Source organism: Cronobacter muytjensii ATCC 51329 (genome assembly GCF_001277195.1).
Classification (GTDB): Bacteria; Pseudomonadota; Gammaproteobacteria; order Enterobacterales; family Enterobacteriaceae; genus Cronobacter; species Cronobacter muytjensii.
In genome coordinates this window covers 717,315-735,844 of record NZ_CP012268.1, presented here as the reverse complement: position 1 = coordinate 735,844, position 18,530 = coordinate 717,315, and the positions used below count along the sequence as shown (strand labels likewise).

Below are 18,530 nucleotides of genomic sequence, written 5' to 3'. Positions count from 1 at the left end.
TTACGCATCGGGTGATAAATCAGGCCGCCGCAGCGGCCTGGCGTGCGTTAAACGCCTGCTTCAGCAAACACCGCTTTGGCGGTAAACATGGCGTTGAGCGCCGCCGGGAAACCGGCATACAGCGACATCTGGATAATCACTTCGATTAGCTCCTCGCGCGTGCAGCCGACGTTCAGCGCCGCATGCAGATGCACCGCCAGTTGTGGTTGCGCATGGCCGAGCGCGGTGAGCGCGGCGACGGTCGCAAGCTCCCGGCTTTTCAGCGACAGCCCAGGCCTGCTGTAGATATCCCCGAAGCCGAACTCGATAACGTAGCGCCCAAGATCGGGGGCGATATCGGCCAGCGCTTTAATAACATTCTGCCCTGCCGCGCCGTCGATTTCCGCAAGTCGCGCAAGCCCTGTGTCATAACGTGATGAAGTCATACCGTTCTCCTTTTGTGTGATACGGATAACGGTAAAGCTTCGAGTTAACTCCAGGTCAAGCGCTGTTTTTTAACAGCGTCTGGTCGTAATACGCCATTTTCTCTTTCAGGCGCGCCAGATGATCGGCCTGCTGCGCCAGCCGCGCCTCCAGCCGCAGGGCGTGTTCCGCCAGGAGTTCTCGCCGCTCAGCGGCGGTCGTCTCTCCCTGCGCGCGCAGCCGCGCGTAACGCTGGATAGCCGCAAGCGGCATATCGGTTTCCTTGAGGCGTGTGATAAACGCCGCCCAGTCGAGATCGCCACGGCGATAGTCGCGATGCCCGCTGGCGTTGCGCGCCGGTATCAGCAGCCCGAGCTTTTCGTAATAGCGCAGCGTATGAACGCCAAGCCCGGTCAGCGTCGAGAATTCCTGTATGCGCATGGCGGTATCCTGTGTGATGAGCCCATAAAAAAAGGCCGCGCGAGGCGGCCTTTATGCGGCAGTGAACGCTTACGCGTAAACCGGGAAGCGTGCGCAGATATCCAGCACTTTACCTTTAACGCGCTCAATCACCGCGTCGTCATGGATGTTATCCAGAATGTCGCACATCCAGCCTGCCAGCTCTTTGACTTCCGCTTCTTTAAAGCCGCGGCGGGTCACAGACGGCGAACCGATACGGATACCGGAAGTGACGAACGGGCTCTTCGGATCGTTCGGCACGCTGTTTTTGTTCACAGTAATGTTGGCGCGGCCGAGGGCTGCGTCAGCGTCTTTACCGGTCAGGTTTTTATCCACCAGATCCAGCAGGAACAGGTGGTTTTCAGTACCGCCGGACACCACTTTGTAGCCACGATTCAGGAACACTTCCACCATCGCTTTGGCGTTTTTCGCAACCTGCTGCTGGTAGGTTTTGAACTCCGGCTCCATCGCCTCTTTCAGCGCGACCGCTTTCGCCGCGATAACGTGCATCAGCGGGCCCCCCTGCGCGCTCGGGAATACGGCAGAGTTCAGTTTTTTGTACAGCTCTTCGCTGCCGCCTTTGGCAAGGATCAGACCGCCGCGCGGGCCCGCCAGGGTTTTATGGGTCGTCGTGGTAACCACATGCGCGTGCGGAACCGGGTTCGGATAAACGCCAGCGGCAATCAGACCCGCCACGTGGGCCATGTCAACGAACAGGTATGCGCCGATGCTGTCAGCGATTTCACGCATTTTTGCCCAGTCAACGATGCCGGAGTACGCAGAGAAGCCGCCGATGATCATCTTCGGTTTATGGGTCTGCGCCTGCTTCGCCATATCTTCGTAGTCAATTTTACCGGTTTCATCGATACCGTAAGGGATGATGTTGTAGAGCTTACCGGAGAAGTTGACCGGGGAGCCGTGCGTCAGGTGGCCGCCCTGCGCCAGGTTCATCCCCAGCACGGTATCACCCGGTTGCAGCAGCGCGGTGTAAACCGCAAAGTTCGCCTGAGAACCAGAGTGCGGCTGGACGTTGGCGTAATCCGCGCCAAACAGTGCTTTCGCGCGGTCGATAGCCAGCTGTTCGACGATATCCACATATTCGCAACCGCCGTAGTAGCGCTTGCCCGGATAGCCTTCGGCATATTTGTTGGTCAGCTGAGAGCCCTGAGCCTGCATGACGCGCGGGCTGGTGTAGTTTTCGGAGGCGATCAGTTCGATGTGCTCTTCCTGACGTACTTTCTCCTGCTCCATAGCCTGCCACAGTTCGGCATCATAATCGGCAATGTTCATTTCACGCTTTAACATCCGCATCTCCTGACTCAGCTGACAATAAAAAGGTACTGCAAGTAAGGTGCCCTTTTGGGCGACGGGCAACAGTGTAAACCGATTGGCAACGTGAAGATAGGTCTTGACACAGCTTTTTACGCAAACGTTTGGCATGGCGTGGCGCAAGGGTTTGAACGATTAAGCACAAGGGCGGTACGCACGATATATTTTCATCATCAACCTGTCCTTTTTTCATCCAGTGTGAGCCGCGTCGAAGGCACGGCTAAAACCCTTTGCAACGTGCAGTTATTTTTCATAAGATGCATTTAAAATACACTTTATAAAAATCTGGAAGGAAGCAACCATGCTGGATAGTCAAACCATCGCCGTCGTGAAATCCACCATTCCGCTGCTGGCGCAGACCGGCCCGAAACTGACCGCGCATTTTTATGACCGCATGTTCACCCATAACCCGGAGCTGAAAGAGATTTTCAATATGAGCAACCAGCGCAACGGCGATCAGCGTGAAGCGCTGTTTAACGCCATTTGCGCCTATGCGACCAATATTGAAAACCTCGCCGCCCTGCTGCCTGCGGTGGAGAAAATCGCCCAAAAGCACACCAGCTTTCATATTAAACCCGAGCAGTACAACATCGTCGGCGAGCATCTGCTGGCGACGCTTGATGAGATGTTCAGCCCGGGCCAGGAAGTGCTGGACGCGTGGGGCAAAGCGTATGGCGTGTTAGCGGGCGTGTTTATCAACCGCGAAGCGGAGATTTACCAGAGCAACGCGCAGAAAACCGGCGGCTGGGAAGGCACCCGCCCGTTCCGTATTGTCAGCAAAACGCCGCAGAGCGCGATTGTGACGAGCTTTGAGCTGGAGCCGGTTGATGGCGGCCCGGTGGCCGATTATCTGCCAGGTCAATACACTGCCGTGTGGATCAAACCTGCAGGGTTCGCGCATCAGGAAATTCGTCAATATTCGCTTACCCGCAAGCCGAACGGCAAAAGCTATCGCATCGCGGTGAAACGCGAAGGCGAAGGCCAGGTGTCGAACTGGCTGCACCAGCATGCGCAGCCGGGCGACGTGATTGCGCTTGCCGCGCCCGCCGGCGATTTCTTTATGCAGGTCGACCCGCAAACGCCGGTGACGCTAATCTCCGCTGGCGTCGGTCAGACGCCGCTGCTGGCGATGCTGGATACGCTTGCCAGTGCGCAGCATCCGGCGCAGGTGAACTGGTATCACGCGGCGGAAAGCGGCGATGTGCATGCGTTTACCGATGAAGTGGCGCAACGAGGAGCCGCGCTCCCCCGCTTTACCAGTCACGTCTGGTATCGTGTGCCGAGCGACGCCGATCGCAGCGCGGGCCGTTATAACAGCGAAGGGTTGATGGCGCTGCACGATCGTAAAGCAGACGTGACCGCGCCCGGCATGCAGTTTTACGTCTGCGGCCCGGTGAAATTTATGCAGTTCGCCGCTGAACAGCTGGTGAGCCTCGGCGTGAATAAAGAGAATATCCATTACGAATGTTTCGGCCCGCATAAGGTGCTGTAAGCGGCAGGTGGAGTGGTGATGGCGGGTAGGCTTGCGACCGCGGGTAGATTTATCAAAGCGGGTGCGCTTTGCTTACCCGCCTGCGCCCCCTGCAAGGGGTTCGCTTTTAGAGTGGCTAAGCGCCCCCTCTTTATCACTCAACCGGCACAAAAAAAGCAGGTCATCGCGACCTGCTTTTTGTTTATCACGCGCAACCCAGCGGTTAAATCGCGGCGTCGTCTTCTTCACCGGTACGGATACGCACCACGCGCGCCACGTCGAAAACGAAAATCTTACCGTCGCCGATTTTACCGGTCTGGGCGGTGCGGATAATCGTATCCACGCAGGTATCGACGATATCGTCGGTCACCACGATTTCAATTTTCACTTTCGGCAGGAAATCCACCATATATTCCGCGCCGCGATAGAGCTCAGTATGGCCTTTCTGACGACCAAACCCCTTGACCTCAGTCACCGTCATCCCGGTGATCCCGACTTCCGCCAGCGCTTCACGCACATCATCGAGTTTGAAGGGTTTAATAATCGCATCAATCTTTTTCATGGTGGATCCTTAATTCCTGCCAGCGCCTGCACGGCGATTCAATTCGCGTAATCGGTTGCTCAAATTACCATACCTTGCGGCGGTTTGGGCATCAAAAACTACTCTTTAAAATCATTCGCCTCAAGCTCATGACGGGCCAGCAGCTTATAGAATTCGGTGCGGTTGCGCCCCGCCATACGCGCGGCGTGGGTGACGTTGCCTTTGGTGATTTGCAGCAGCTTGCGCAGATAGTTGAGTTCAAACTGATTGCGCGCCTCGACGAACGTCGGCAGCACCGTGTTTTCGCCTTCCAGCGCCTGCTCAACCAGCGCGTCGCTGATAACCGGCGCGGAGGTCAGCGCCACGCACTGCTCAATCACGTTGACCAGCTGGCGTACATTGCCCGGCCAGCTTGCCGTCATCAGGCGCTTCATCGCGTCGGTGGAGAAACTGCGCACAAACGGTTTATGCCGGTCCGCCGCCTGACGCAGCAGGTGTGTCGCCAGTAGCGGAATATCCTCCGCGCGCTCCTGCAACGCCGGAATTTTCAGGTTCACGACGTTAAGACGATAAAAGAGATCTTCGCGGAATTCGCCGCGCGCCATCGCCTTCGGCAGGTCGCGGTGGGTGGCGGAGATAATCCGCACGTTGATATCGATATCGCGGTTACTGCCGAGCGGGCGTACCTTGCGCTCCTGAAGAACGCGCAGCAGCTTCACCTGCAACGGCACGGGCATATCGCCAATCTCATCAAGAAACAGCGTACCGCCCTCCGCCGCCTGGAACAGCCCTTCACGGCTGCTTACCGCGCCGGTGAAGGCGCCGCGTGCATGGCCGAACAGCTCTGATTCCAGCAGTTGTTCCGGCAGCGCGCCGCAGTTGATGGCGATAAACGCATTTTTGGCGCGCGGGCTGGCGTTATGGATAGCCTGCGCCAGGATCTCCTTGCCGGTGCCGCTCTGGCCGTTGATAAGCACGCTGACATCCGACTGCGCCACCATGTGCGCCTGCTCCAGCAGACGCAGCATCGCCGGGCTGCGGGTAACGATGCTCTCGCGCCACTTCTCGTCGCCCGCGGGCGCAGCGTGCGCCAGCGCGTCGTCGATGGCTTTATAGAGAGCGTCTTTATCCACCGGCTTGGTGAGGAAACTGAATACGCCCTGCTGGGTCGCGGCCACCGCATCGGGGATGGAGCCGTGAGCGGTGAGAATGATCACCGGCATTCCCGGCTGGAGCTTTTGGATCTCGGCGAAAAGCTGCATGCCGTCCATTTCATCCATACGCAGATCGCTGATGACCAGATCGATTTTCTCGCGCCCTAAAATACGCAGCCCCTCATGGCCGCTCTCAGCGGTCTCGACCGTAAATCCTTCACTGGTCAGGCGCAGCCCCAACAGTTTCAGCAAGCCCGGATCGTCATCGACCAGTAACAGGCGCGCGGGTTTATGCTGTGTCATGGCCTGGTCTCCTCCTGCGCGGGCGCGGTATCTTTTCCGGTCGGTGCCGCATTTTCTTTTTCGGTGCCGTCCGGGTTGTGGCTGCTGTCCTGAATATAGCCGCCTGCGCTTTTGCGCGTGGAGAGCTGGCGTTCAATATCCGTCAGGTTTTCAAGCTTACGGGTCGTGAGTTCAAGCTGGCTGCGCAGGTGGCGCTGCTGCTCGCGCAGGGCGTCAAGTTCGCTGTCGGCGCTTTGCTGAAGCTTGCTGTAGCGCCCGCGCTCTTCCGACAACGCCAGCTGCGCCGCCTGGCCGTCGCGCCAAGCTTCATACAGCGGACGCACATGCGCCGGAATTTCGCCGGCGGTAGCGCTAAGCGTGGTGAGATAATTGCGACGCTCGGCGGGTGTAATACGCGCATTCGCCAGTAAAATGCCGCGCCGGAAGGCGTGCTGCCAGGTTTCATCGGGGAAGCGGCGCGCCTGGGCGCGCGCCTCGGCGGGCGCCAGCCGCTCGGCGCAGTCCATGCCGCGCAGCCAGAACAGCGGGTTGCTTTCGACACTCTGACCAGAGAGCTGCCAGATACCTGAACAGTCGGTGAACAGGAAATCCGCCAGCTGCTGTTCCGGCAGTTTGGGGTCGCGGTGTTGTTTGATGTTACTGGAGACCGGGCTCTGTACGCAGCCTGCTAACAGGCAGGGCAACAGCGCCGAGCATGCCAGCCTGCGAAGAGAGAAAGAGGTTGTGCCGCGCGCGCGCAGGCTGCGCCATGCGCTTACCAGACGTGAATTCATTTTTTTAGTCGTTCCGGGTCAAAGAGCGGTAATTCAATGCGAAAACAGACGTCGGTCGTTTCATCCTCGACCAGCCGCAGTTCGCCGTGCATACGTCGGATGCAATCCTGAGCAATACTTAAGCCCAGGCCGCTGCCTTTCACCGCCCCTTTACGTTGATGGCTTCCCTGATAAAAGGGCTCGAAAATCATTTCCCGCTCCGCCTCAGGAATGGGCGTACCGGTATTCGCCACCTCAATACATAGCGTATTGCCCTGACGGCGGCTTCGCAGATAAATGGTACCGGATTCGCGCCCGTAGTGCACCGCATTGGAATAGAGATTATCCAGCACGCTCATCAGTAGCATCGGCTCCGCCAGACAGTCAGCGTCAGCGAGCGACACCTCGGTATGCATCATTTTAGCCCGCGCCGGGAGACTGTGTGAGGCCATTACGATATCCACCAGCGGTTTGAGCTCGACCTTCTCCAGCTCTACCGCCCCGCCCGCGAGTTTACGGTTGTAATCAAGAAGTTGCTCTATGAGCGTTTGCAGATTGCGGCTGCTGGTATCAAGAATTTCCACCACTTCGCGCTGCTCCGCGGTGAGCGGCCCGACGACCTCATCGGCCAGCAGTTCAGTGCCCTCGCGCATGCTGGCGAGCGGTGTTTTTAATTCATGAGAGATATGGCGCAGAAACTGGTGCCGCTGGGACTCCAGCCACGCGAGGCGTTCGCTTAACCAGATAATCCGCTGCCCCACCGAGCGCAGCTCGCGCGGGCCTTTGAACATTATCGTGGCGCCAGGCGATTTGCCCTCCCCCAGCCGGTTGATCATCCGTTCAATGCCCTTCACCGGGCCGATAATCATGCGGGTAAAGAGCAGTACCAGCGCGAGGCTCGCCAGAAACAGCGCCAGCGCCTGCCAGCCAAAAAGCTGACCGCGCGCGGCGATTTCCTGCTGGAGCTGCTGGCCGCGGGCGTAAATCACGGCGCGGGTGGCCTGCACCAGCCGGGTGTTGGTATCGGCAAAGGCTTCAAGGCCCGCCGCGGCGTCCGGCTTCGGGCCGCTGTTCTGGCATTGCAACTGCGCCAGCTCCACCAGGCTCTGGCGCAGGGCTTTATAGAGGCGGGCGTCCGGCAACACGCTTGCCTGCGCTTCCAGCATTCGGGAGTAGCGCTGGCGCTGACTTTCATACACTTTCGCGAGCGTGAGATCGTCCAGCACGCAGTACTGGCGATAGCTGCGCTCCATTTCGAGCGCGATATTGGTCATCGCCTCGCTGCGCCGGGCGTCCATCTGGGTGAGCGTGTTGGTTTGCGCCGCCTGGGCGCTTAACGTGTTAAGGCTCTGCCACGCCTGCCAGGCGAGAAACAGCAGCGGCACCATCACCAGTAAAAAGGCCATCATGACCAGTTGGCGAAGCGAGCGGGGAAAAGCGGGCCAGCGTTTCACAGCGTTATCCCGGAGTGGTTACAAAAGTCCGATGCTAACCGAGAGCCGCGCTTGTGCAAAGCCAAACGCAAAAAACAACAAAGGCAGGGGGTTAACCCTGCCTTTGTGATGGAATCAGGCGGTGCCTTACTCAACGTGTCGCCCGGGTTCTGAAATAGCAGCGCTATGATCAGCAGTTGGACGGCAGGCACCTTTGAGTGCGTCATTCGAGGTTTATGTAGCGCTCGCTATGGGGCTGACATAAGAAGGTGAATGAGCCACTGAGTGATATTATGCAGTAACCGTGCCAGCTTTACCACATAAATCATAAGTCAATGTAATATAACAACTTTAAATATATGAAGCGCGTCATAAATTTGCGCTATTTTTCGCCTGAGTGTCGCTAAAAACCAACACTTACCGGGAAGATTTTTAGCCCCCATAAAAATCAAAGAGTTAAATGTCGCAAACTGGCGACACCCCTGTTCTGCGGCTGTCGCAATTTACCGACACCTGTCGGAATCAAACGCTGTTGCCGGAGAGCCCAAAGAAAAAGGCCTCTTGCGAGGCCTTGGTAAAGGTTAACCGAGCTGCTTGCGCGCGTTGCGGAAAATACGCATCCACGGGCTGTCCTCGCCCCAGTTCGCCGGGTGCCAGGAGTTCGCCACGGTGCGGAATACGCGTTCCGGGTGCGGCATCATGATAGTGACGCGCCCGCTTTCGGTCGTAACGGCAGTAATACCATTCGGCGAGCCGTTCGGGTTGGCCGGGTAGGTTTCCGTCACCGCGCCGAAATTGTCAATGTAGCGCAGCGCCACCAGACCTTTGCTCTCCAGCGCCGCCAGATGCGCGGCGTCGCGTACTTCCACGCGGCCTTCGCCGTGAGAAACCGCAATCGGCATATGGGAGCCGGTCATGCCGTCCAGCAGCAGCGACGGACTGGCGGTCACTTCCACCAGGCTAAAGCGCGCCTCAAAGCGGTCAGACTGGTTACGCACGAAGCGCGGCCACAGCTCGCTGCCGGGAATAAGCTCACGCAGGTTAGACATCATCTGGCAACCGTTACAGACGCCGAGCGCCAGCGTCTGCGGACGGTGGAAGAACTCGGTGAACTCGTCGCGCACGCGGTCGTTAAAGAGAATGGATTTCGCCCAGCCCTCGCCCGCGCCCAGCACGTCGCCGTAAGAGAAGCCGCCGCACGCCACCAGCGTATGGAAATCGCCGAGGCCGCGACGACCGGCGAGCAGATCGCTCATATGCACGTCGATGGCTTCGAAGCCCGCACGGTGAAATGCCGCCGCCATCTCCACGTGGGAGTTCACGCCCTGCTCGCGCAGCACCGCCACTTTCGGGCGCGCGCCGGTCGCGATAAACGGCGCCGCGATATCTTCTTTAATGTCGAAAGTCAGTTTGACGTTCAGGCCCGGATCGCTGTCATTGGCTTTCGCCTGATGCTCCTGATCGGCGCACTCCGGGTTATCGCGCAGGCGCTGCATCTGCCAGGTGGTTTCCGCCCACCACATGCGAAGCTGGGTGCGGCTTTCGCTGTACACCAGGTTATCACCCGCAGTCAGGGTGAAACGATCCCCCGCCACCGCCTTGCCGAGGTAGTGCGTACACTCGCCCAGACCGTGATCTTTCAGCACGCGCTCTACCTGCTCGCGCTCGGCGGCGGCAATCTGGATAACCGCGCCGAGCTCTTCGTTAAAGAGGGCTGCCAGCGCGTCGTCGCCCAGCGCCGCGATATCCGCTTCAATGCCGCAGTGGCCCGCGAACGCCATCTCAGCGAGCGTCACCAGCAGGCCGCCGTCGGAGCGGTCGTGGTAGGCCAGCAGTTTACGCTGCGCCACCAGCGCCTGAATGGCGTCATAGAAGCATTTCAGCTGACCGGCGTCGCGCACGTCGGCTGGCGTATCGCCAAGCTGACGATAAACCTGCGCGAGCGCCGTCGCGCCCAGCGCGTGGTGGCCGTTGCCAAGATCGATAAACAGCAGCGCGTTATCTTCGGTGGTCAGTTCCGGCGTCACGGTGCGGCGCACGTCTTCCACGCGGGCGAACGCCGAGATGACCAGCGACAGCGGCGAGGTCATCTCGCGCTGCTCGCCATTCTGCTGCCAGCGGGTTTTCATCGACATCGAATCTTTGCCGACCGGAATGGTCAGGCCCAGCTGCGGACAAAGCTCTTCGCCGACCGCTTTCACCGCCTCGTAGAGACCGGCGTCTTCGCCCGGGTGCCCTGCCGCCGCCATCCAGTTAGCGGAAAGTTTCAGGCGTTTGATATCACCGATCTGCGTCGCCGCGATGTTAGTGAGCGCTTCACCCACCGCCAGGCGAGCGGAGGCGGCGAAGTCCAGCAGCGCCACCGGCGCACGTTCGCCCATTGCCATCGCTTCACCGTAGTAGCTGTCGAGGCTTGCGGTGGTCACCGCGCAGTTGGCCACCGGCACCTGCCACGGGCCGACCATCTGATCGCGCGCCACCATGCCGGTCACGGTGCGATCGCCAATCGTCACAAGGAAGGTTTTTTCGGCAACGGTCGGCAGGTGCAATACACGTTTAACCGCGTCGGCAAGCGTAATGCCGGTGCGGTCAAACGGCTGACCCGCCGCCTGCAGGCGGGTGACATCGCGCGTCATTTTCGGCGTTTTGCCGAGCAGTACGTCGAGCGGCATATCCACCGGCTGGTTGTCGAAGTGGCTGTCGTTGAGCGTCAGATGCAGCTCTTCGGTCGCCTCGCCAATGACGGCGTAAGGCGCGCGCTCGCGGCGGCAAAGTTCGTCGAACAGCGCCAGTTGCTCCGGAGCCACAGCCAGGACGTAACGCTCCTGGGACTCGTTACACCAGACTTCCAGCGGGCTCATGCCCGGCTCGTCGCTTAAAATATCGCGCAGTTCAAAGCGCCCGCCGCGGCCGCCGTCACTCACCAGCTCCGGCATGGCGTTAGAAAGACCGCCCGCGCCGACGTCATGAATAAAGAGGATCGGGTTGGCCTCGCCCAGCTGCCAGCAGCGGTCGATGACCTCCTGACAGCGGCGCTCCATTTCCGGGTTATCGCGCTGTACCGAGGCGAAATCGAGATCGGCGTCGGACTGGCCGGACGCCATAGAGGACGCCGCGCCGCCGCCGAGGCCGATATTCATTGCCGGGCCGCCAAGCACAATCAGCTTAGCCCCTGGCGGAATGTCACCTTTCTGCACGTGGTCGGCGCGGATGTTGCCGATGCCGCCCGCGAGCATAATCGGCTTGTGATAGCCGCGCAGCTCTTCGCCGTTGTGGCTCGCCACTTTCTCTTCATAAGTACGGAAATAGCCGTTCAGCGCCGGGCGGCCAAATTCGTTGTTGAACGCCGCGCCGCCAAGCGGGCCGTCGGTCATAATGTCGAGCGCGGTGACGATGCGATCCGGCTTGCCGAAATCCTCTTCCCACGGCTGTTCAAAGCCCGGGATACGCAGGTTCGAGACGGAAAAACCCACCAGGCCCGCTTTCGGCTTCGCGCCGCGCCCCGTCGCGCCTTCGTCGCGGATTTCGCCGCCGGAGCCCGTCGCGGCGCCCGGCCACGGCGAAATGGCGGTGGGGTGGTTATGCGTTTCCACTTTCATCAGGATGTGCGCCGGCTCCTGATGGAAGGCGTAGCGGCCCGCCTCATGGTCGGCGTAGAAACGCCCCACCGAGGAGCCTTCCATGACCGCCGCATTGTCTTTATAGGCGGAGAGCACGAAGTTCGGCGTCTTCTCGAACGTGTTTTTGATCATCTTAAACAGCGATTTCGGCTGTTTTTCGCCGTCGATAACCCAGTCGGCGTTGAAAATTTTGTGGCGGCAGTGTTCGGAGTTGGCCTGCGCGAACATATAGAGCTCGATGTCATTCGGGTTGCGCCCCAGGCGGGTGAACGCGTCGTGCAGGTAGTCGATTTCATCTTCCGCCAGCGCCAGCCCCAGACGTACGTTGGCGTCGGCCAGCGCATGACGGCCCTGTCCCAGCAGATCCACGCTCTGCACCGGCGCGGGCTCATGATGCGAAAACAGTTGCGCCGCCTCTTCCAGCGCGCCGAAGACGCTCTCCATCATGCGGTCGTGCAGCACCGCCGCTATCTGCTGCCAGGCGTCATCGCCCGCCGTCGCGTCGGCGTCAATGTAGTACGCCACGCCGCGCTCCAGGCGTTTAATCTGACTGAGCCCGCAGTTGTGGGCGATATCTGTCGCTTTAGAGGACCAGGGAGAGATGGTGCCGGGACGCGGCGTGACCAGCAGCAGGCGTCCGGACGGAGCATGGCCCGCAAGGCTCGGCCCATATTTCAGCAGGCGCTCAAGGCGCGCGTGCTCTTCGGCATTCAGCGGTGCGGCGAGGTCAGCAAAATGAACATACTCGGCATAAATGGTTTTCACCGGGAGGTGAGCGTCTTTGAAACGAGCCAGCAGTTTGTTAATACGAAATGCCGACAGAGCGGGCGAACCACGCAGAATTTCCATCATCAAGTCTCTCGTCTTCGAAGCGCCGGAGGGCACCTCAGTGGGCGCAAGGGGGAAAACGGGCGTCATTATAGAGAATCCGGCGCGCTGACGAAACCGTTTGCGTAGAAATAAAATCCCACCGTCGCGTTAACGTTTGGTGTGACCAATTCCTCTAATTAGTTGCCAAGTGTCGCTTTGTTGCGCAAAATGCCGCTCCATGCCATTCAAACGAAACGGTTTATTAACGATTGTTCGCTGAGCCTCACGGCAACGCAGAGAATTAACTAATTGAAAAAATTAAAGCTTAATTATCTGCTCATCGGCGTCGTTACCCTGCTGCTGGCAGTGGCCTTATGGCCGGCCATTCCCTGGTCCGGCAAAGCCGATAACCGTATCGCCGCTATTCAGGCGCGGGGGGTTTTGCGCGTCAGCACTATCGCCACGCCGCTGACCATGTATCGCGTCAATGAGACGATCTCCGGGCTCGATTATGAGCTCAGCCAGGCGTTTGCCGACTATCTGGGCGTCAAGCTCGAAGTCACCGTGCGCCAGAATATCAACCAGCTGTTTGATGACCTCGACAATAACACGGCCGATCTGCTCGCCGCAGGCCTGGTCTATAACGAAGAGCGCAGCCAGCACTATCAGGCTGGCCCCATTTATTACTCGGTGTCGCAGCAGATGGTTTACCGCGTCGGCAGCCTGCGCCCGCGCAGCCTCGCCAGTATCAAAGACGATCAGCTAACCATCGCGCCCGGTCATGTCGCGCTAAGCGAGCTGCAACACCTGAAGGAGACTCGCTACCCGGATTTAAGCTGGCGGGTCGATCCTAAGCTCAGCAGTAACGAGCTGATGTTGCAGGTGGCGCAGGGGCAACTGGATTACACCATTGCCGACTCGGTGGCTATCGGCCTGTTTCAGCGCGTCCACCCGCAACTGGCGGTGGCGCTGGATCTGAGCGACGAACAGCCGGTGACCTGGTTTAGCCGCCGCAGCGGCGATAACTCGCTTTCCGCCGCCCTGCTCGACTTTTTTAACCAGATTAACGAAGACGGTACGCTGGCGCGCCTTGAAGAAAAATACCTCGGCCACGGCAATGATTTCGATTATGTCGATACCCGCAGCTTCCTGCGCGCCGTCGATAATGTGCTGCCGGAGCTCCAGCCGCTGTTTGAAAAATACGCCACTGACATCGACTGGCGCTTGCTGGCGGCGATTTCGTATCAGGAATCCCACTGGGACAGCCAGGCCACCTCGCCGACCGGCGTGCGCGGGCTGATGATGCTGACCCGCAATACGGCGCAAAGCCTGGGCCTGACCGACAGGCTCGACGCCGAACAGAGCATCAGCGGCGGCGCGCGTTATCTGAAAGATATGATGAGCAAAGTACCGGAAAGCGTGCCGGAAGAGGAGCGGATCTGGTTTGCGCTGGCGGCGTACAATATGGGCTACGCGCATATGCTGGACGCCCGCGTGTTAACGGCGAAGCAGAAAGGCAACCCGGACAGCTGGGCGGATGTGAAGCAGCGGCTGCCGCTCCTGAGCCAGCGGCCTTATTACAGCAAACTGACCTATGGCTACGCGCGCGGCCATGAAGCTTACGCGTATGTGGAAAATATCCGGAAATACCAGATAAGCCTGGTGGGGTATTTGCTGGAGAAAGAAAAACAGGCGGTGGCCTCGGCTCAGCCTAAGCTTGTGCAGCGCTACCCGACGGGCATCACGCCGCAGGGTCTGTTCCCGTCGCCCTTTTCGTCGCTTCCTTTAGGGCCTTTTTCTCAAGCCGGCGCTGTCGGAAAAACGCACTCAGCATCGCCGAACACTCTGGCGCCATTATCCCCTCGATAACCTGCACCTGATGGTTCATGCCGGGGTGGCCTGTGATATCCATCAGCGAGCCGACCGCGCCGGTTTTGGCGTCGCGCGCGCCGAACACCAGCGTGCCGATGCGCCCGTGCACCATCGCGCCTGCGCACATCACGCAGGGTTCAAGCGTGACATAGAGCGTGGTTTCCAGCAGGCGATAGTTTTGCAGCACCAGCCCGCCCTGGCGCAGCGCCATGATCTCCGCATGGGCAGTGGGATCGTGACGGCCAATCGGACGGTTCCAGCCTTCGCCTATCACCTGATTATTGTGCACCAGCACCGCCCCTACCGGCACCTCGCCCTCATCCCAGGCGCGCTGCGCCAGCGTCAGCGCGTGGCGCATCCAGTATTCATGGGTGAGTTCAGTCTGTGACACGGTGTTCTCCGGGAGTATAAGGCGGGCGGCATTATACACACCGTTTATGGGTTGCGAAACGCGCGCCTTATTCGAGCTGTTGAAGCTGCCCCTGGGGCGTCACGCGCCAGCGGTGCTGGCAGAAGTAAAGCAGCGGGTTGTCCTGCTTGCTGTCGCTGTAGCCGCTGTAGAGGCGCAGCGGCGTGCCTATCTGTCGCTCCAGTTGCGCCACTTTTTCATGGCCGAGGCAGCGCAGGGTCAACACCCAGCCGCCGAAGCGGCGTTCCATCTGGCTTGCGATGACGTTTACGCGCGGCAACCACGGGGTGTCGTAATAGACCTGCTCCACCAGCGACTGCGGAGAGCCAGTGATAAGCCAGACATCGGCGTCGGTGCTGGTGAGATAGCCGGTCAGGCGCTCATGCACGACCGGAAACGCGGTCACATGCTGGCGAAACCAGCCGGAGAAATCGTTTTCGAGCGCTTTAAGACGCGCCTCGCTATGGCCAAATGTGCAGCCCCAGAGCAGCAGGCTCATCGGCCAGCGGGCAGCGCGCCCTTTAATTAACAGCCCGCCGACCACGACGGGCAGCAGAGGAATAACCAGCAGCAGGTTGAGCGGCTGACGCCGCAGCAGATAGCGCATAAAGGTGCCGAACATATCCTGTTGATGCAGCGTGCCATCCAGATCAAAAAACACTACCCGACGCTCGTTATTGGCCAAACCTTACTCCTCTGGATCGTTAAAGCCCAGGAACCACGTAAACAGAAAACCGGCGATCACCGCTACCAGATAGCCTAACAGATAGAGCATCACTTTTCCGGTCACGATGGTTAACGCCAGCGGCAAACCGGAGATGCCGAAAGTGATAACCGTCGCCACTTTAAAGTAGCTGATAATCGCGCCGCCTGCCGCCCCGCCGAGGCAGGCACCGATAAACGGTTTGCCAAGCGGCAGCGTCACGCCGAAGATAAGCGGCTCGCCGATGCCGAGCAGCCCGACCGGCAGCGCGCCTTTAATGACCTTTTTCAGCCGCGCGTTGCGGGTTTTCATCAGTACCGCGAGCGACGCGCCAATCTGGCCGACGCCCGCCATCGCGAGGATAGGAAACAGCGCGTTATAACCGTGCGCCTGCACCAGTTCGACATGAATGGGCACCAGCCCCTGATGCAACCCCGTCAGCACCAGCGGTAAGAACGTGCCCGCCAGCACCGCGCCCACCAGCAGCCCGCCTTTATCGATAGCGAGCGACGCGCCGTGGGCGATGCCCTCTGAGATTAAGCCACCCAGCGGTTGCAGCGCCACGATGGCGATGGCGCCGGTAATGAGCGTCGTCAGCAGCGGGTTAAGGATAAGCTCCACGGAAACCGGCAGCAGGCGGCGCAGCGTTTTCTCAAGCCAGCACATCAGCATCACCACCAGCAGCACGGCGATCACGCCGCCACGGCCGGGCTGCAGCGGCTCGCCGAAGAGCGTGATTTGCGCGAGCTGCGGGCTGGAGAGAATGCCCGCCATCACGCCGCCCATCGCCACCGAGCCGCCAAATACCCGCGCGGCGTTAACGCCCACGAGGATATTCATGATCGCGAACACGGCGCTGCCGAAAATGCCGAGCAGGCCAAGCAAATTGGGATAACTGGTGGCGAAATTACCGACGATATCCGGGCGCTTAAGGATATTGATAATGCCGGTAATCAGCCCGGAGGCGATAAAGGCCGGAATAAGCGGAATAAACACATTGGCGAGCTGGCGCAGCGCATCGCTCATCGGGGCTTTATAGCGGGCTTTCGCCTGCGCTTTGACGCGCGCGGCGTCGTCAGGCGTGGGTTCAGCCGGTGAGCCGCCCTGCATCTGCGCGCGCATCGCATCGACGATCTGGCCTGCGCGTCCTGGGCCTGCGATCAGCTGATGCTGTTCGCCCTGCTTCACATAGCCGCTGATGCCGGGCAGCGCTTTCAGCGCCGGGAGATCCAGCAGGCTTTCGTCACGCAACTCTACGCGCACCCGCGTCATGCAGTTTTCCAGCCGCAGGATATTGCCTTCGCCGCCCATGCCCTTGAGGATTTGTGTGGCGAGTGTCACCGATTTTTCCATACGCTCTGCCCTCTTACGGCTGCAACGCCGCTCTTAAAAAACCGTGATGCGCGGCAAGGCGCGCGTGGGCGGCATCCGCATCCAGCCCGGTCAGCACCATTAAAATGGCGGGTTTCACTTCATAATCCGTTTGCGAAAGCACCGCTTCGGCCTCGTCGCGCGTCACGCCGGTCGCCTCCATCACCATGCGGCAGGCGCGGTCCACCAGTTTGACGTTAGTTGCTTTCATATCCACCATCAGGTTCTGGTACACCTTGCCGCATTTAACCATCGCGCCGGTGGAGATCATGTTGAGCACCAGCTTTTGCGCCGTGCCCGATTTCAGCCGGGTGGAGCCGGTGAGCGCCTCCGGGCCGACCACCGGCGAAATGGCGATGTCCGCCGCCTCGGCGATGGGCGAGCCAGGGTTACAGGAGATGGCCGCCGTCGCGCAGCCCAGCGCCCGGGCGTACTTCAGGCCGCCGATGACATAGGGCGTGCGTCCGGATGCCGCGAGACCGACCACCATATCGCGCGGCTCAAGCCCGATGGCTTTAAGAGCGTCTTCGCCGAGCTGCGCGTTATCTTCCGCGCCCTCAACGGCTTTCAGCAACGCGCCGGGGCCGCCCGCGATAAGCCCTACCACCATGCCGTGCGGCACGCCAAAGGTCGGCGGGCATTCCGAGGCGTCCAGCACGCCGAGGCGTCCGCTGGTGCCCGCCCCCATATAGATGAGCCTGCCGCCGCGTTGCAGCGCTTGCGCGGCCGCCTCTACCGCTTTCGCTACTTCCGGCAGCGTTTCGCGCACCGCGAGCGGCACGCGCTTGTCTTCTTCGTTAAAACGCATCAGCATCTCAAGCGTGGGGAGCGCGTCGAGATCCAGCGTGTCAGGATTACGGGTTTCGGAGACCAGCGAGCCAAGATCCATATTGCACCTCTGAATTTTTAATTCATAATGATGGCGCTATAATGGAATATAAAATTCAAAGTGGCGAGCAAATTTCCCGGCATTCAAAAGCCGATCACACTTAATCGAGCCGGAGACGTTGATGAATACCTTGATCCTTATCCGCCAGCGATACCCGACGCTGGCGCAAAGCGACCGAAAGCTTGCCGATTTTCTGCTGCAGTTTCCTGATTACGCCCGCCATCTCAGCTCACAGCAATTGGCGACGGAAGCCGGCGTGAGCCAGTCGAGCGTAGTGAAGTTTTCCCAGAAGCTCGGTTATAAAGGGTTTCCGGCACTCAAGCTCGCCATCAGCGAAGCGCTGGCCAGCCAGAGCAACATCCACTCCATTGCGGTGCATAACGAGATCCTGGGCGACGATCCGCTGCGACTGGTGGGAGAGAAGCTCATCAAAGAAAATCTCGCAGCGATGCACGCGTCGCTGGATATCAACCCGGAAGAAAAACTGCTGGCGAGCGTCGGGTTGCTGCGTAACGCGCGCCGCATCGTGCTGACCGGCATCGGCGCCTCGGGGCTGGTGGCGAAAAACTTCTCCTGGAAGCTAATGAAAATTGGCCTCAATGCGGTGGCCGAGCAGGATATGCACGCGCTGCTGGCGACTGTGCAGGCGCTGGAGCCGGAAGATTTACTGGTCGCGCTCTCTTACTCCGGCGAACGCCGCGAGATCAATCTGGCCGCCGACGAGGCGCTGCGCGTGGGCGCGCGGATCCTTGCGATCACCGGTTTTACGCCGAACGCGCTACAGCAGCGCGCCACGCAGTGTCTCTACACCATCGCTGAAGAGCAGGCGACGCGCAGCGCGGCGATCTCGTCCACGTCTGCCCAGATGATGCTGGCGGATCTGCTGTTTATGGCGCTGGTGCAGCAGGATCTGGAGAAAGCGCCGGAGCGCATTCGCCACAGCGAGGCGCTGGTAAAAAAACTGGTCTGAACAACGAATGGGCGTATAATGCCCGCCCTGTTTGTGTTGTTT

At 59.7% G+C, this 18,530-nt stretch carries 14 protein-coding genes and 1 pseudogene; 3 read left to right on the top strand and 12 right to left on the bottom strand.

Annotated elements, in window-relative coordinates; translation table 11 throughout:
- Nucleotides 1-47 precede the first annotated feature (47 nt).
- From AFK63_RS03475 to glyA, 3 genes are all read right to left on the bottom strand, one after another.
- The gene (locus tag AFK63_RS03475) at nucleotides 48-425 is read right to left on the bottom strand and encodes a carboxymuconolactone decarboxylase family protein (RefSeq protein ID WP_038861252.1); all 378 of its coding nucleotides are present in this window, start codon (nucleotides 423-425) and stop codon (nucleotides 48-50) included.
- 55 nt (nucleotides 426-480) lie between these two features.
- Nucleotides 481-843: a MerR family transcriptional regulator gene (locus AFK63_RS03470; RefSeq protein WP_038861251.1), complete on the bottom strand. Its 363-nt coding sequence runs from the start codon at nucleotides 841-843 to the stop codon at nucleotides 481-483.
- Between the two features lie 69 nt (nucleotides 844-912).
- Entirely contained in the window at nucleotides 913-2,166 is a 1,254-nt protein-coding gene (glyA, locus tag AFK63_RS03465) for a serine hydroxymethyltransferase (protein ID WP_038861249.1), read from the bottom strand.
- Between the two features lie 325 nt (nucleotides 2,167-2,491).
- Between glyA and hmpA the strand changes: the two genes are divergently transcribed.
- Nucleotides 2,492-3,682, top strand: coding sequence for an NO-inducible flavohemoprotein (hmpA, locus tag AFK63_RS03460; protein ID WP_038861246.1), 1,191 nt, complete (start codon nucleotides 2,492-2,494; stop codon nucleotides 3,680-3,682).
- 202 nt (nucleotides 3,683-3,884) lie between these two features.
- On the opposite strand, the gene glnB is transcribed toward hmpA, so the two are convergent.
- The 5 genes from glnB to purL all read right to left on the bottom strand — a co-directional run bounded on the left by glnB (nucleotide 3,885) and on the right by purL (nucleotide 12,316).
- Nucleotides 3,885-4,223 carry a nitrogen regulatory protein P-II gene (glnB, locus tag AFK63_RS03455; protein WP_002438074.1) on the bottom strand — a complete coding sequence of 113 codons (339 nt, stop codon included), beginning with the start codon at nucleotides 4,221-4,223 and terminating at the stop codon, nucleotides 3,885-3,887.
- 98 nt (nucleotides 4,224-4,321) lie between these two features.
- Nucleotides 4,322-5,659 (bottom strand): two-component system response regulator GlrR, encoded by a 1,338-nt coding sequence (glrR, locus tag AFK63_RS03450; RefSeq protein WP_038861242.1) that lies wholly within the window; start codon nucleotides 5,657-5,659, stop codon nucleotides 4,322-4,324.
- Nucleotides 5,656-6,432: a two-component system QseEF-associated lipoprotein QseG gene (gene qseG / locus AFK63_RS03445; RefSeq protein WP_038861239.1), complete on the bottom strand. Its 777-nt coding sequence runs from the start codon at nucleotides 6,430-6,432 to the stop codon at nucleotides 5,656-5,658. The genes glrR and qseG overlap by 4 nt, the downstream gene beginning before the upstream one ends.
- On the bottom strand, nucleotides 6,429-7,865 hold the full coding sequence (locus tag AFK63_RS03440) for a sensor histidine kinase (RefSeq protein ID WP_038861237.1): 1,437 nt from the start codon (nucleotides 7,863-7,865) through the stop codon (nucleotides 6,429-6,431). Before AFK63_RS03440 ends, qseG begins: the two co-directional genes overlap by 4 nt.
- 560 nt (nucleotides 7,866-8,425) lie before the next feature.
- The gene (purL, locus tag AFK63_RS03435; protein ID WP_038861233.1) at nucleotides 8,426-12,316 is read right to left on the bottom strand and encodes a phosphoribosylformylglycinamidine synthase; all 3,891 of its coding nucleotides are present in this window, start codon (nucleotides 12,314-12,316) and stop codon (nucleotides 8,426-8,428) included.
- A gap of 267 nt (nucleotides 12,317-12,583) precedes the next feature.
- Here purL and mltF point away from each other — a divergent pair, with 267 nt between their 5' ends.
- A complete protein-coding gene (gene mltF / locus AFK63_RS03430) occupies nucleotides 12,584-14,143 on the top strand; it encodes a membrane-bound lytic murein transglycosylase MltF (RefSeq protein WP_038861231.1) in 1,560 nt (519 codons plus the stop codon).
- Here mltF and tadA read toward each other — a convergent pair.
- The 4 genes and pseudogenes from tadA to murQ all read right to left on the bottom strand — a co-directional run.
- Nucleotides 14,103-14,504, bottom strand: a pseudogene (gene tadA, locus AFK63_RS20090) (tRNA adenosine(34) deaminase TadA); the annotation flags it as partial. The gene mltF and the pseudogene tadA overlap by 41 nt on opposite strands.
- A gap of 100 nt (nucleotides 14,505-14,604) precedes the next feature.
- Nucleotides 14,605-15,240 (bottom strand): phosphatidylglycerophosphatase C, encoded by a 636-nt coding sequence (gene yfhb / locus AFK63_RS03425; protein ID WP_038861229.1) that lies wholly within the window; start codon nucleotides 15,238-15,240, stop codon nucleotides 14,605-14,607.
- Nucleotides 15,241-15,243: 3 nt separating this feature from the next.
- Nucleotides 15,244-16,611, bottom strand: coding sequence for a PTS transporter subunit EIIC (locus tag AFK63_RS03420; protein ID WP_038861226.1), 1,368 nt, complete (start codon nucleotides 16,609-16,611; stop codon nucleotides 15,244-15,246).
- Between the two features lie 13 nt (nucleotides 16,612-16,624).
- Nucleotides 16,625-17,518, bottom strand: a complete 894-nt coding sequence (gene murQ / locus AFK63_RS03415) for an N-acetylmuramic acid 6-phosphate etherase (RefSeq protein WP_038861225.1) — start codon at nucleotides 17,516-17,518, stop codon at nucleotides 16,625-16,627.
- Nucleotides 17,519-17,639: 121 nt separating this feature from the next.
- Here murQ and AFK63_RS03410 point away from each other — a divergent pair, with 121 nt between their 5' ends.
- Nucleotides 17,640-18,488 carry a MurR/RpiR family transcriptional regulator gene (locus AFK63_RS03410; RefSeq protein WP_038861222.1) on the top strand — a complete coding sequence of 283 codons (849 nt, stop codon included), beginning with the start codon at nucleotides 17,640-17,642 and terminating at the stop codon, nucleotides 18,486-18,488.
- Nucleotides 18,489-18,530 lie beyond the last annotated feature (42 nt).

Coding starts and splice junctions, on each gene's coding strand:
- qseG (WP_038861239.1), bottom strand. CDS start 6,432: ATGAATTCACGTCTGGTAAGCGCATGGCGCAGCCTGCGCGCGCGCGGC.
- glnB (WP_002438074.1), bottom strand. CDS start 4,223: ATGAAAAAGATTGATGCGATTATTAAACCCTTCAAACTCGATGATGTG.
- purL (WP_038861233.1), bottom strand. CDS start 12,316: ATGATGGAAATTCTGCGTGGTTCGCCCGCTCTGTCGGCATTTCGTATT.
- glyA (WP_038861249.1), bottom strand. CDS start 2,166: ATGTTAAAGCGTGAAATGAACATTGCCGATTATGATGCCGAACTGTGG.
- murQ (WP_038861225.1), bottom strand. CDS start 17,518: ATGGATCTTGGCTCGCTGGTCTCCGAAACCCGTAATCCTGACACGCTG.
- glrR (WP_038861242.1), bottom strand. CDS start 5,659: ATGACACAGCATAAACCCGCGCGCCTGTTACTGGTCGATGACGATCCG.
- AFK63_RS03420 (WP_038861226.1), bottom strand. CDS start 16,611: ATGGAAAAATCGGTGACACTCGCCACACAAATCCTCAAGGGCATGGGC.
- hmpA (WP_038861246.1), top strand. CDS start 2,492: ATGCTGGATAGTCAAACCATCGCCGTCGTGAAATCCACCATTCCGCTG.
- AFK63_RS03475 (WP_038861252.1), bottom strand. CDS start 425: ATGACTTCATCACGTTATGACACAGGGCTTGCGCGACTTGCGGAAATC.
- AFK63_RS03470 (WP_038861251.1), bottom strand. CDS start 843: ATGCGCATACAGGAATTCTCGACGCTGACCGGGCTTGGCGTTCATACG.
- AFK63_RS03410 (WP_038861222.1), top strand. CDS start 17,640: ATGAATACCTTGATCCTTATCCGCCAGCGATACCCGACGCTGGCGCAA.